A 15,066-nucleotide genomic window follows, 5' to 3' on the forward strand; every position below is an offset into this window, starting at 1 on the left:
AAGAAGGCGGGGCGGCCTTGAATTTTTCCATGCGCTTAACGTGAATAACGACAATAATCGCCATTTTTAAGGTATAATCGAAACGTGTATTCCAATGTTTTCATCCATTGGCAAGCGTCTTTATTACATTCATACATATACAGAAAACGGAGTGAAGTTCATGTATCGGAAGTTAAGCATGTACCTGCTTGCGGCGCTATTGGTGCTGCTGCCGGTATCGGCTGCGTTCGGCGGGGAGGCGCACGCGGCTTCTTCGTCGCGGATCGCGGTAATCAAGCAGCTGAGCGGGGACGTGCAGGTGCAGAAGGCCGGGGGCTCGAAGCAGTTCAAGGCGTTCGCCAAGCTGAGCCTGAACCAGGGGGACAAGCTGATCACGGGAAGCAAGGGATCGGCGGTGCTGCAGTTCGCGAACGGGACGTCGGAGGACGACAAGTTCACGGTCGGGGAGAACGCGACGCTGACGTTTTCGAAGCTGTCGGACAAAAAAGGCACGGTGACGAAAGTCAGCATGCTCAAAGGAACGGCCTGGGTGGACGTCAAATCGATCAAGAGCCAAGACGACGACTTCAAGCTGGAGACGCCGACGGCGATCATGGGCGTGCGCGGCACGGCGTTCTTCGCGCGAGTCAATCCGGCGACGGGCGGCACGAACACGGCGGTCATGTCGGGCGTCGTGCGGTTCACGTCCGAAAACGCGGAGAAGACGGGGAGCGGCAGCGGCGAGAGCTCCGGCGGTACCGGCTCGTCCGGCGCCAAGACGATCGATCTGTATCCGACGCAGCAGATCTCGCTCGATCCGACGAGCGGCCCTGATCTGCGCGAGCTGACGACGCTCATCGACATTGAGGAGATCGTCAAAAACGCGTCGCCGGAAGTCATCGAGGCCATCCTGCGAAGCAAGGCGAAGATCGACGAGGAGAACCGGCAGACGGTCGAAAAGTTCAAACAAACCGGCGTGCCGTCGGATCTGCAGCAGCAGCTGGAGCAGTTTATTCAGAATACGCAGGAACTGTTGGGCGTCATCGCGAAGCAGGCGATCGAGCAGAAGATGATCGAGGAGCAGTTGGTTAAAAAGATCGAGGAGCAGGAGAAGACGTCGTTCGGGTTGGACAAGGATCAACTGAGCCAGCTGAGCGATAAGGAAAAGGCCAAGCTGGAGAAGGCAAGGAAGCTGGCTGAGGAAGCAGCAAAGAAAAAAGCGGCCGAGGAAGCGGCAAAGCTGAAGGAACTGGCGGACAAGATCAATGCAGCAGCGCTGAAGGCAATCGAGGCGGCCAAGCTGGCGCAGGACGAAGCGAACCGGCTGGCGGCGGAGGCGGCGAAGCGCAAGGCGGAAGAAGAGCTGCTCAAGAAGCTGAACGAGCAGCAGAAGCAGCAGTACCAGCAGGACAAGACGAACAACCAGGGCGGATCGACTACCGCGCCGAATACGAACAACCTGCCGTCCAACGCCAACCTTGGCTCGCTGAGCATCTCGGGCGCGACGCTCAGCCCGTCGTTCAACGCAGCCGTCACCTCCTATCGGGCGAGCGTGACCAGCGACAAGACGAGCGTCATTGTAGGGGCGAGCGTGCAAGGAAGCGGCGCCTCGTTCACGGTCAACGGCCAAGCGCCGAGCGGCGGGCAGCGGACGGTTAGCCTCGCCTACGGCGATAACGAGATCACCGTTCTCGTGACGGCGCAGAACGGCTCAACGCAAGCATACAAAGTGACGGTGACGCGTCAACTGCTGAACAATGTCAGCGTCGTTTTCGCAGGCCAGGAAGGCATCAACATCGATTTCAACTCGACGAGCGCGCCGGCGCCGCTGTCCATTCCGAGCGGTTCGAGCAACCTGACGTTGGTGGTTCCCGTTATCGGACCGGAGATTGACATTGCGGTCAATGGCCAGAACGTCGAGCCGGAACCGATGTTCACGGCGGCGCGTACGATCCTTCCGGATCAGATCTCATGGCGGTATATCATCCCGCTGGCGAAAGCAGAGAATGAGATCGAGATCAAAGCGACGATTGACGGCGTCGTCAAATCGTACAAGCTGCTTGCGACTCGTTCGATGCCGAGCGACGCGGCGGTTCAAAGCGTGACGGCTACGAGCGAGGACGGTACGGCGGCATACGAGGTCAGGGCATCCGGCGGCAACGCTTGGACGGTGAAGGTGCCCGCCGGTACGAATGCGATCAAGCTGAAGATCAACACGATAAGCGCATCGGCAAAGATACTGTTAGGCACCAACGAATATGCATCCGGCGCGGAGATTCCGTATACGATCATTAACACGACCGTCCAATTCAAGGTGCGGGCTGCGGATGGGACGGTGCCTGATGTCATCAATTCCGTATCAATATCGCGCCTGCCGTCGTCCGACGCATCGCTTAGCGGGCTCGTGCTGTCGGACACTTCGTTGACGCCGTCGTTTAAGTCGGGGACGACGAACTATACAGCCAGCGTCGAAAATGCGGTCGACAGCATCACGGTGACGCCGACTGCCTCGAACGGCAATGCGACAGTCAAGGTCAATGACACGGCCGTGCAGAGCGGCAGCCAGAGCGAACCGATCTCGCTGAGTGTAGGAACCAACCAGATTACGGTCGAGGTTGCTGCGCAAAATGGATCGAGACAGAAATATACGGTTATGGTAACGCGAGAAGCGCTGCCTCCAGCTAAGCTACCCGAGGGCGTAGAGAGCTGGACACTGGGTGACGGCGGGGTTCTCCAGCTTGACGAAGTGCAAGATCGGTATTACGGAGTTTACGCCAATGAGCAGCAGAGCGTCAGAATGACGATGAAATTCAACGGCGAGGGCTCCGTAAACCGTGCAGAATTGTACAGTGAGCTGGACGAAGAGTCGGCGGCGGCCGCTTGGAACGCGCAGGTTAGCGATCAACAAATCGCGCTCCATCCGGGCTACAATTACTTCCGGCTGGTTCTGTATGATGAAAACAATAACAGTACGAACATTCATCTTTCGATTATGAACGGGACGGGGATCGTCCGCGGGCTTACGCAGTGGATCTCGTATGATTACGAGCGTCCGTTGGTATGGTATGCCGGACCGGAGGGCAGCAATGCCTTTTACGCGTATGCCAACGATGAGAACCCCAGCGCTAGGCTAAGAATGAGTTTTTCCGATCCGGACGTTACCGATGTCGAGTTAAACGCCGCAGACCAGAATCCGCAGCAGACGATCGAAAAGTCAGGCGAAAACGGTTATTACGATTTTAGCATCGGCGAACTAATGGAGGGCGACAATCCGTTTCAACTGACGGTCAAGCGCGGCGCACAGGAAGAGTCGTACATGCTACATCTAGTTCATGGCATGCCGGTTGGATTGCTACAAGCGGCGGGCGTATCGACTGCAGGTGAATTGGAGCAGCGCACAGCGATTGACGAACCGAATCACTATCGCGTATATTCGCTCGTCAAGGCGTCCGAACGTTCGCCTATCTCCCTTGATTTCGAGTTAGAACCGGGATCTCATGGCTATAAATTCTTGATCGATGGCGAGCCTCAAACGCTGCCTGCGGTACCCGTGCCAAACCTCTCGGCGACATTGCGTCTGGACGAGGAAAGCTATCATTTTGTCGAAATCCAGTATATGACCCGTGCGGGAATCCCTGTTGTCTATCAATGGGTGATCTTCGCCGGGAGCGGCGAAAGTCCGGAAGAGGAGATAGAATACGCGGACAACGATTTTTATTCGCGTCTGGAGGAAGCGGAGGACGGCACGCTGACGGGGCTATCCGGGAAAACGGCGGATGAGACTTCCGTTCCGATGGAGGCTGATACTTACGATCCACAATTTGTGCTTCAGAACGACGAATCTTCATTAACGCTCGAACTGAAGACGCAGCATGCCTACAGCATTTTAGAAGTCGGTCTTAACGGAGAATCGCTAGATCTGGCGTCCGAGAATGGGAACTACACGGTTTCTAATTTGGCAGCCGGTCAAAATACGGTTGTCGTAACCGTATATGATCCCACGGGGCTCGGCTGGCAGCAGTACTTCGTCCACATCTGGCGGACGCCGCAAATTCAGGTGTGGGCCGCTGATGCGGATCATGAGACAGGAACGCCGCTGCGCACGTACGATCTTTCTTATGACAAGGAATATCTGGGATCATTTAATCTGCCATCGAAGGATATCGGGGCGGTTCAAATTCGAGCGATCGTGCCGAATAACGGTTTGTACGTCAAGGTCGGTAACGATTATCAGTGGCTAAACGATGATGCGGAATGGAGCGACGATTACAGAGATATCTCGTCTGACGGACTCAGCCTATCGTTCGATCTGCCTCGAGAGGGAGAGGGTTCGTATTCTTACGGGCTGACTGTATACCCTTATCCCACGCAGTCCGTTGATGATCTTCCTGGCGTGACGGCATGGGGAAATACTGTTAACGGGCAAACGGTTTACTGGGAACCGGAGTGGCTCAGCGGCGAAGAGGGAATTTATTATTTCCTCAAGCTGCCGAGCGCCTCCGAACCTATCGAGAGCCGATTCCTTTTTTCGGGGGACGTAGTAAGCGCACGTCTAGAACAGCCGAACGAGGAAGAGCCTACTTATATTGCCGGGTACGAGGCAGATCCGGATCAACCGGAGCAAAATGCGATGGGCGCGACGCTACATCTTCAAGACGGCATGAACGAATTCAGTTTAAAGGTGCGGTTGACGGGAGAAGACTACGAACGCACGGTTGCGCTAAAAGTGTGGTCCGGACCGGTTTCCAATCCAATCGAGGGTATCCATATCGCTTATATGGACGCCGGTCACGAGGACTCGCCAGCTGTCAGTGCATCGGACGCTAACACGTATACCGTCGTACCCAGCCTGCCGTACCAAGGTTTATACATGAACGTGGAATGGTTGCTGCCGGGTTACGATGTCTCCGCTTTCCGCGTAGAAGAAGACGGCGAGATGGCGCAGTTGATGCTGGAAGGCAACTTTTTGGCGGTCGTATTCAGCAACGACTTGGCGAGCGGCTGGAATAAGATTGTATTCAAAGTGACGGATGCCGACGGCAATGAGGTGGGCAGCGATACTATCGTTTATGTATGGCAGCCGGAAGTTGTAGGGGAAGGCCCGTCTTCGCTTGACCTGGAATCCTTTAAATTGTACGCCGGCGATATGGCCTATTCGGTCGAGCCTAACGAGCAAGTATTCGGCAAATATTTTTATGAAGTGGACTTAACGGATCCGAATTTCCACTTTAACGTTAATGCGTCCGACGCTACGAGTAAGATAGAAGGGATCTACCAGCTCGGAGAAGACGGAACGAGGACGGAATTGTCTATCCCTGAAGGCGAGGATGACTACGCGTTTAACATCAACGAGGGCAACACGTTGGTCGTATCCGTCCAAGACGAGGAAGGGCGCAAGCTGGAACATCGGATCGAAATTTTCGAGTCGCCGCCCGAGTTGACTGGAAGCATTCAATTTTATAATATTTCCAAGGGTTGGTCGGTGAACTTGGAGGCTGCTTCCCAGCATGTTCGGTTGGACAGCAGCGACATCGTCGCAGGCGATCCGAATTACGCAGACTTTGCATTTAGTTTAAGTTCGGAAGCAGGTTCGGAAATTCATGTGTTCAGCGTAAATGGTGACGAGGATACGGAGATCCCAATTGACGAGCAGACGCAGCGATACCTTTACCATTTCACCGGTGACAGCCTTCGTTTGAAAATCGTAGTCTCATCCTTAGTATCACCGGCGGCCAGGACGTATGACGTGGACTTTACGCTTTATAACGGAGATACTTCTCTGACGGGACTCAGCACGAATATTTATTACCCGTCCAAGGTCAGCGAGGATCGGTACGTCATTCTGGACGCTGAGGCGGCTACGGCGCTGAACGGTTTGAAGTTTTCCGTGAATTCGAAGTCAACGCCTACCATTCAAGTCAATGATTCTTCTAACGGCGTGACTTACAATGCTGGCACGTCATCTTATGACATAGCTCTAAGCCCAATTGACGCAGACGTGATTACGATTAAGGTACTCGCCGAAGACGGATCGGAGAAAACGTATCGCATCGACGTGCCAAACGGCGCCAACAACGATCTTACGATAGGGAATATGACGGTAAATACCGATCTATCCGGTTCGTCGTTAAACGTTGAGCCATACGTGATCGGTGGGATCGCAATATTTAATGTCGGAGCCGCGACAGGTTTGTCCTCCGCAGCAACTTCATTTAAGGTGACGCCGAATCTCGCAACACTTCCTGAAGGGTCCGCGGTCATTGTGTCCACGGGATGGGATCAACAATTGATGGCGAATGAAGACGGTTCGTACACGATCGGTCGTCTGAATTACGGCTGGAACCTCGTTTACATGCGCGCCTTTGATCCAGAGACGGGCGAAGTGGGGCCGCGGCATCGGATAGAGGTATGGAAGACGGGCAGCATGGAACTATGGGGAACTGTCGAGAATGAAGAAGGGGGAGAGGAAGCGCAATTGCTGCAGACCTTCGACTCCCGTGACGGAAACGAGTTCGAGTACCGCATTCCTATCGGTGCCCACGACTTGAAGCTGAAGCCGGTGATTAACGCGCCGAACATCTCCGTAGTCAACAATGAATACGCGAATCCCATGTCTGACATCGTGTTGGCTCCTTTCGCGGACAAGGCGTTAAGTACGGCGTTTGAAGTGGGAGATCAGAATAAAAAAATTGCCCTGTTAATCACTCAAGAAGGTGCGCAGGGGTACTGGTTTACGTTAACGCTCCTCCCTCCTCTAACCGCTTAACAATCAAAACATTGGCCGCTTCTGTTCAGACAGAGGCGGCCTTTTTTTGTCCCCACCCATGACCTAAGTACTCTTTTTATCCCGAAAGAAGGAAAATGATGTCGAAAAATCGAATGTAATTAGGATATGAAAGCGACACGGTCTTGCAATGGGGGGGACGGTGCCGGGATTGGAGTGGTAGCCGACATCGATAGCGGTTGGATTATGAGAAAAAGATGAGACCGCGCGCTTCGAGCATTAAATATTATTAACTTGATAGGGCATGCGAATGCATGAATAATGAATGAGCGATATATATTAGGCTGGATTCGCGAAGACATGGTACTGCTCGGCCTTATGTCCCGCCCACGGATTCGAGATACATATGTCGAATGACGGATAAGTGTTGGTTGAACGCCAATATGTGGGTATATACTCATAGCTTCAACTTACTGACAGGCAAGGGCGTGGCAATAATGGCAGCAGAACGAAAGGGGAAACGGCGTACGGTTCGTACGGCGGCTGCGGCCGTGCTTCTTGGCACGGCCTTGGCTGCGACCGGTTCCCTGGATTCGCGATTGACGGCAGGGGACGGGCCGATCGCGGCAGCCGAGGCGGCGAAGCTCGGCGCGAAGGCTCCCTCTGCGACGACGCAACAGGCTGAGCCCATGGGCAAGTCCGCTCGGACCTCTGCTTCACGCAAGCCGGTCGCCATCTCGGCGTTGTCCGACGCTTCGTTTCTACAGGAGACGGGCATCGCTGCTGCATGGAAATTGCTGAGGCGCGACGTGACCGGTACGATCGCCATCGTCGACACGGGGATCGATCTGAAGAACGCGGCGCTCCAGCCGTATTTGACCGACGGCGTCAATCTGCTCGACGATGCCAAGCCCCCGCAGGACGACAATGGTCACGGCACGGCGGTGGCGGGCGTCATCGTCGCCGCGGCCGAAGCCGCGAAGGGCGCGAACGCGGAGGCGGCATGGAAGATGAAGCTGATGCCGGTTAAAGCGTTGGACGACAAGGGCGAGGGCGACGAGTCGCATTTGTCGGGCGGTATCCGGTATGCGATCGAGCATGGCGCGGACATCGTCGTGCTGTCCCTGGGGCTTCGCAGGGACGCGCCCGGCATGCGCAGCGTCATCGACCTGGCCGAGTCGAAGGGCGTGCTGCTCGTCGCCGCAACCGGCAACGACGCGGCCGATTTTGGCGAGCGCGCCGCCGTGCAGTACCCGGCCGCTTACCCGACCGTGATCGCTGTCGCGGGCGCGCAGGCTCGGCAAGGACAGATCAACTCGACGGGAGGACCCGAGGTGGATCTGTCCGCATCGTGGCAGGTCGATACGCTCGCGTTGGGCGGCGGACGCCTCGCTATGGAAGGGACGTCCATGGCTGCGCCGCAGGTCGCGGTCGTGGTCGCGATGCTGCGGGCCGCGCATCCCGATTGGAAGCCCGCATTCCTCCGCGAGACGCTTCGTCGAACAGCCGAGGATATCGGCGCCAAGGGCCGGGACGACGCGACAGGCTACGGTCTCGTTCGCACGGACCGCGCCCTGTCGGCCGCGCTCGCAGCGGACTGGCGCGAGCCAAACGGCGCGCAGCGGTCGGCTTCGCCTTTTCCCCCGGGCACGGAGGTTTATTCGGCGTGGGGCGGATCCCTCGATACGGACTGGTACGCGGTCGAAGCGCATGAAGACGGCATCTTGTCCGTACGGATGCAGACGAACCTGTTTGACATCGGGCCTGCTGCGGTTAAATTGTCGCTATACCGGCCTGGCGCCGCCCATCCGATCGCCGTCCACGGCACGAGCGGGGGAGCGATGACTTGGAAGGTATCCAAGGGCAGATACTACCTGCGGGCGGATGGCTCGTCGAGATCGTCGCCGCTGCCCTACCGGCTCACCTCCGGCTTCAAGATGCTGCCCGATCGGACGGAGCCCGGCTCCGACCGGGATTCGGCGTACGCAATCGAGCCACGAACGCAGACTTGGAGCGGAACGTTCGATCGCAAGGACGACGAGGATTGGACGACGGTCAAGCTCCCCCAAGCCGGTACCGTGAAGGTTACCGTCGAGACGGACACGACTCGCATCGATCCCGCGATCACGCTGCAGCGAGACGGGCAGGCCGAGGTTCGGACGGATACGAACGGTGACGGATTGCCGGAGACGGCAACGATGAAGAATGCGCCGGCAGGCAGATACTACATAGGGGTCAGCAATGCGGCCGCCGACGGAGCTCCACCCGTGATAGGGACCTATACGGTCCGACTGGAATACATTACTACGTACGCGGATTTGGGCGAGCCGAACGGCGGTCCGCTGACGTCCGCCTCGCTCGCTCCCGGAGCGGCAGGCATCCTCAAAGGGTTGATATCGTCCAAGGAGGATGCGGATTGGTTCCGGTTCAAGACGGCGGGCGGACGCTATGAATGGAAGCTGGATGGCATACCGGAAGGCTCGACGTTCAAGCTCGCGGTATACAGCAAGGAGTTGAAGCTGCTCGGCCAATGGTCCAGCAAGGCAAAAAATAGTTCCCTGAACGTCCTGCAAAAGCTGGCTGCCGGAACTTATTATGCCCGGATCACGGCCGATCGCGCGGATCGCTCCGCGTATTATCGCTTCGGCGTGATGAACGCCGATTGAACCGTATTGTAATCGCGGCCATAAGGAGCGTAATCGGCGAATGAATTCGATTTACTATTCGATGGGCTGGGACAGCTTGTTCTCCATTTTTATCACGCTTGGCTTCATCGCCGTGGCGTGGGTTGTGCTCCAGGAGATCAAGTGGGAGCAATTTTTTCGCCATCCAAAAAGCCCGAGAGCGCGGCTCGCGCAGCTCTTCCTGGCGATCATCGCAGGACGCCTTCTGGCCGGATTCGTACTGGATTATTGGAATTGGGCTTCGGCCCTGAAGAACCTGTTCAATTCGTCGTAGCGGCGTCTTTTCCGCATAACGTCGAATCAAAATGACCACAATGGGTAATAAAGCAGAAACGAGTCGTCCGAAGTCGAAACTTGACGGATCATCGTTTCGAATTTGTCAAAAGATGCCGCTTGTACCGAGCCGACGGACGGTGGTATGATGAAATTTGGGTTTTTTGGAGCCGGCCTCGGTGAAAGCACGGACTCCGAAAATGATTCTACACCCGCGGAGGGAACCACCCATGAGCAAAATCATCGTCCGCGGCGGCCGTCCCCTGAATGGGACTGTCCGCGTGCACGGCGCCAAAAATTCCGTCCTGCCGATCCTCGCCGCCACCTTGTTGGCGGAAGAAGGATCTTGCGTCATCGATGACGTACCCGCCTTGGACGATGTGTATAACATTCTGGAAGTCCTCTCGGCCCTCGGCGTTCAGGCGCTTCGCCACGAATCTCGAGTGACGCTGCGGGCCCACCGTCTCATCTCGCACGAGGCGCCGTACGAACTCGTCCGCAAGATGAGGGCGTCGTTCCTCGTGATGGGACCGCTGCTGGCCCGCGAGGGCAAGGTGAAGATCTCGCTGCCGGGCGGCTGCGCGATCGGTACGCGCCCAATCGACCAGCACCTCAAGGGCTTCGAGGCGATGGGCGCCGAGATCGGCTTTGGCCAGGGCTCAGTCGAGGCTAAGGTTGACGGCCGGCTGCGCGGCGCGCGCATCTACCTGGACGTAGCCAGCGTCGGCGCGACCGAGAACATCATGATGGCCGCCGCTACCGCGGACGGCGTCACGACGATCGAGAACGCCGCCAAGGAACCGGAGATCGTCGATCTCGCCAACTTCCTGAATGCCATGGGCGCGAAGGTGCGCGGCGCGGGCACCGGTATCATCCGCATAGAGGGCGTAGAACGTCTTAAAGGTGTTCGCCATACCGTGATTCCGGATCGCGTAGAGGCAGGCACGTACATGATCGCAGCGGCCATCTCCGGCGGCGACGTGTACATCGAAGGCGCGATCCGCGATCATCTGGGCCCGGTCGTCGCCAAGCTCGAGGAGATGGGCGTAGGCATCGAGTCGGACGATAGCGGCATTCGCGTCTTCGCGAATCGCCCGCTCAAGGCCGTAGACGTCAAGACGCTGCCTTATCCGGGCTTCCCGACCGACATGCAGGCTCAGTTCATGGCGCTGCTGCTCGCAAGCCCGGGCACGAGCATCGTGACGGAGACGGTGTTCGAGAACCGCTTCATGCACGTCGAAGAGATGGCGAAGATGGGGGCCGACATTAAGATCGAAGGCCGCGCCGCCGTCATCTCGGGCGGCAAGCCGCTGTCGGGCGCCCCGGTATGCGCGACGGATCTTCGTGCGGGAGCCGCGCTGATCTGCGTTGGACTCGCTGCCGAAGGCGTCACGGAAGTGACGGGCACGCATCATATCGACCGCGGCTACATGGATATCGTCGGCAAGCTGGCCGCGCTCGGCGCGGATATCAGTCGCCTTGGCGACGGCGAAGAAATCCCGGCGCCCGCAGCTGCCGCATCGGCATCCGTGCCGGCAGAGCCGTTCGCCGTTCGGAGGTCGCTTCAGACGGCATCCGAAGAGCGCATCGCTTCGGACAGCGTGGCCATGCTGCGCGTACAGCCGACGCTGGCTTGATTTCTTTTAAATGCACTTATTATCCCGCGCCTTCGCGCCTTGGACCGAGCGTTTCATCCGGTTCTTGGCGCGAAGGCTTTTTTGCGCTCTCTTGATCTTGTTCTATCGACTCGGCGCCGTTCATAGATTGGTAGCGTGCGAGGAAAAGGACAACGAAGAGAGGAAGTTGGAGGCATGCGAAATCGGAATGGACAAGCCGAGCCGAATAAAGAAACGCATTCAGTGCACCGTAAAAGACGCTGGGGCAAGCGTAATGGCGTATTCAAGCGAGGTAAAAGGGGAGGCAAGCCATCGGCAGGCCTATGGCTCATTTTAGCCTTCGGCACGGGTACGTTGATCGCGAGCTGGTCATGGGCGGAACGGCACGCGAGCGAAAGGAATCCCGCGCCGGTCATTGAAGAAAGCGCGGCCGTTGTCACGGACGGCGCAAATGCGGCGAAAGAGAAGCCGGGTCGCGGCGACGAGCCTGCCGAATCGTCCGTTAAGGACGGGAAGGCTTCTGACGGAAAAGCCAATGCTAAGCCATCGGGAACGCCGGCAACGTCCGGTAAGGCTGCCGGCGCGTTGTCCGCCTCAGACGCCGCGCGGGGGCTGCAGGCCGAGCAGAAGGACAGCAATCTCGTCGTTCGGGTCTATCTGTCGGACGACAAAAGGATCGAACGCGCCGGATTGGAGACGTACGTGAAGGGCGTCGTGGCGGCGGAGATGCCGACGGATTTCGCGCCGGCCGCGCTGGAGGCGCAGGCGATCGCGGCGCGCACGTATTTGATCCGCCGCCTGTGGAACGAGGACCGGTCGGGCGTCCCCGTTCGCGGCGCGGACGTGACGGACACGGTGACGCATCAAGTCTATCGATCCAAGGCGGAGATGGACAAGCTTAAAGAGACGGATCCGAAGGCGTGGACGGCGGTGGACGAAGCGGTGCGGCGGACGCGTAGCATCGTCATGGTTTACGGAGGCGTGCCCATTGAATCTCTTTACTTTGCCAGCAGCAACGGGTTTACGGAAAATGCCAAGGACGTTTTCCACGCCGATCTGCCTTACCTGGTATCGGTGAGCAGCCCGTGGGACCGCGAAGACTCGCCCCGCGCCGAGGAAACGGTAGAGATGAAGCTCAGCGAATTCTACCGCAAGCTTGGCGTCAAATCGATAGCCGCGCTGACGGGCCTCGGCAAACGGCCGGTGGCCGTCATTAACGGCTGGACCGAGGGGAAGCGGGTGAGCACGGCGACCGTCGGCGGCAAGACCCTGTCGGGAACCGAGGTTCGCAGACTGCTAGGGCTGCGGTCCGCCGCCTTCGATTGGAAGATCGAAAAAGGGAAGGCTACGATAACGACCTACGGCAGCGGGCACGGAGTCGGGATGAGTCAGTGGGGCGCCGAAGGCATGGCGAAGACCGGCGCGACCGCCGCGGATATCGTGCTTCACTATTATACGGGCATCCAATTGAAGACGCTGACCGCGCTTCAGTCCGCGCGCGCCGAGACTGCTAAGCTATAAATCCCTTAATCTTGCAAAAGGCATGTTTAAAAAACTATCACCTGGCAACACTCTGTTACTGAGGTGATAAAAAATGAGTGATTCAAACAAACCAAACGGCAAGATCGAACCAAGCAGTACGAGAAGTGTCGTCAGTTCGTCGTCCAGGCCTTCGGCAACGAAACGGTTTTTTGCCAAGCGGTGGGTATTCCCCGCCATGTACATGGCCGCAGCGGCAATCATCGTAACGATCCTCTGGCTGAACGCCAGCTCGGGAACGAGCGGCAAGCCGAAGGACGAAGCGAGCTCCGCAAGCGTCCAGCAAGAAGTAGGCGCGGACGGTCAGACCGCCGAAGATCCGGATGCGCTGCCTGTCGCGGCAAACGGCGAGACGCTCGCCTGGCCCGTGACCAACCGGGACGCGATGTCGGTGTCCATGCCTTACTTCAACGAGAACGGCACGGAAGAAGAGCAGGCGGCCGCCATGGTGCAACACGACAACCAGTTCACGCCGCACACGGCCATCGACCTCGCGAGCAAAGACGGCAAGGCGTTCGACGTCAAGGCGGCCATGAGCGGCGAAGTGACGGTAGCGGAGCAGACGCCGCAAAACGGTTACGAGATTAATATCAAGCATCCGAACGGGCTCGTCACCGTCTACCAAAGCTTGGCCGAGCTGAAGGTCAAGGTTGGAGATTCGGTGAAGCAAGGCGACGTGCTCGGCACGGCCGGCGTCAGCGAAGTAGAGAAGGACGAAGGCGTCCACGTCCACTTCGCGGTCAAGAGCAACAGCCAGACCGTCGATCCGGCCTCGCTGATCGAAGATCAACAATAATCTGGTACCTAAGACAGGGTTGTCCTGGCGCGCGGCGGCGCGCAAGGGCAACCCTGTCTATTTTTACAATTTAGTAGCTGACCAAATGATGGCATTTGTGTTACGATAGTACCATAATTGATACTACGGAGGATCTATCGACTTCAGAGAGGGCGCGTGATAGATGAAGCTCGTGACTGTAGACGAACTTCACCCCGGCGACGTGTTGGACAGGCCGGTATACGGTAAAAACGGATTGGTCATGCTCGAAGCCGGCACGGAGCTGACGGCGCAATACATAGATAGATTGCAGCTCCTCGGATTTCAGTCGGTCGCCCTTGGCAAGCGCGGCGCGGCGGCTGAAGCGATGCTGGCATCCCGCATGAAGGTTCGGCCCGACGAGCAGGTTCGCGACCTGAAGGAGATCGAGATGCTGCGCGCCGATCCGGTCCAGCTGCAGGAGACGCATCATAGCCTGATCCGCTTTTTGGAGACGGAAGAAAACTACAGCAGGCTCGCGCTGCCCCACGCCGAACTTGAGAGCTTCAAGCGGGGGTACCGGGAGCGCCTCCTCTCCGCGGTCAGCCACCGGGCGGTGGCCGAGGAGCTCAGCGTGCTGAGACAAACCGATGAGTCGCTGTTCGAACACGCGCTGCAAGTATCTCTCATGTCGGGGGTGATCGGCGCATCGAGCGGGATGGACGCGAATGCCCAGTACGAGCTAGGCGTCGGCGCACTGCTGTTCGACGTAGGCATGACGCGGATCTCGCCCGAGCTGCTCCGCGCCAAGCGCAAGCTCACGGACGCGGAGATGGCGGCGGTCAAGCAGCATACGACCCTCGGCTACCATGCGCTCGGGCGCATGCGGGAGGTTCCCGACGCGGCGGCCAAGTGCGCGCTGCTGCACCACGAGCGCTATCGGGGAGACGGCTATCCGTACGGAATCGCGCAGGACAAGATCCCGGACATGGCACAGATCGTCGGCCTGGCCGACGTGTTCGACGCGCTCCTCTCGCCGCGCCATTATCGCGATCCTTACCCGCCCTGCGAGGCGATGGAATATATGTTCGCCGCCGGCAATTACGAGTTCGGCATCGGCATCGTACGTTCATTCCTTAAGAACCTCACGATCTTCCCGACGGGCATGGCCGTGCTCCTCAGCAGCGGACAGACGGCGATCGTCAAGGATACGGAGGGGCGGCCGGCACACAAGCCGGTCGTACTGGTCGTACGCGAGGCTGACGGCCGCGTGCCGTCTCCGTACGAGATCGATCTCCATGAAAACGCTCGTATCTACGTATCCCGCGCCGTGCAGGTCAAGGGATGAGCGGGCGGCGATCAACGCTATGGTTTACGCCAGACGGGCCTTTGGGCTCGTCTTTTTTTGCGTTTATTAGGACGCCATGGAAGTTCATTTGACCCATAAGCCCCGCCCCCTGCGGACTTTATAGGCTTGTCAGGCTTGGTTACAAAGAA

Annotated in this window: 7 protein-coding genes; all 7 read left to right on the forward strand. The window is 58.0% G+C overall.

What is annotated here, in order from left to right:
* The first annotated feature begins 160 nt into the window (after window positions 1-160).
* The 7 genes from BM235_RS20920 (at window position 161) to BM235_RS20950 (ending at window position 14,917) form a co-directional block, all read left to right on the forward strand.
* Window positions 161-6,745: a cadherin-like beta sandwich domain-containing protein gene (locus BM235_RS20920; protein ID WP_158543775.1), complete on the forward strand. Its 6,585-nt coding sequence runs from the start codon at window positions 161-163 to the stop codon at window positions 6,743-6,745.
* Window positions 6,746-7,200: 455 nt separating this feature from the next.
* Window positions 7,201-9,369, forward strand: coding sequence for a S8 family serine peptidase (locus BM235_RS20925; protein ID WP_158543774.1), 2,169 nt, complete (start codon window positions 7,201-7,203; stop codon window positions 9,367-9,369).
* A 40-nt stretch (window positions 9,370-9,409) separates the two neighbouring features.
* Window positions 9,410-9,661: a DUF1146 family protein gene (locus tag BM235_RS20930; RefSeq protein ID WP_090116184.1), complete on the forward strand. Its 252-nt coding sequence runs from the start codon at window positions 9,410-9,412 to the stop codon at window positions 9,659-9,661.
* 229 nt (window positions 9,662-9,890) lie between these two features.
* Window positions 9,891-11,297 (forward strand): UDP-N-acetylglucosamine 1-carboxyvinyltransferase, encoded by a 1,407-nt coding sequence (gene murA / locus BM235_RS20935; RefSeq protein WP_090116185.1) that lies wholly within the window; start codon window positions 9,891-9,893, stop codon window positions 11,295-11,297.
* A 174-nt stretch (window positions 11,298-11,471) separates the two neighbouring features.
* Window positions 11,472-12,797, forward strand: a complete 1,326-nt coding sequence (spoIID, locus tag BM235_RS20940; RefSeq protein WP_090116186.1) for a stage II sporulation protein D — start codon at window positions 11,472-11,474, stop codon at window positions 12,795-12,797.
* A gap of 73 nt (window positions 12,798-12,870) precedes the next feature.
* Entirely contained in the window at window positions 12,871-13,611 is a 741-nt protein-coding gene (locus BM235_RS20945; protein WP_090116187.1) for a M23 family metallopeptidase, read from the forward strand.
* A gap of 163 nt (window positions 13,612-13,774) precedes the next feature.
* On the forward strand, window positions 13,775-14,917 hold the full coding sequence (locus tag BM235_RS20950) for an HD-GYP domain-containing protein (RefSeq protein WP_090116188.1): 1,143 nt from the start codon (window positions 13,775-13,777) through the stop codon (window positions 14,915-14,917).
* The last annotated feature ends 149 nt before the right edge of the window (window positions 14,918-15,066 follow it).

It is taken from the genome of Cohnella sp. OV330, assembly GCF_900112065.1.
GTDB lineage: Bacteria > Bacillota > Bacilli > Paenibacillales > Paenibacillaceae > Cohnella.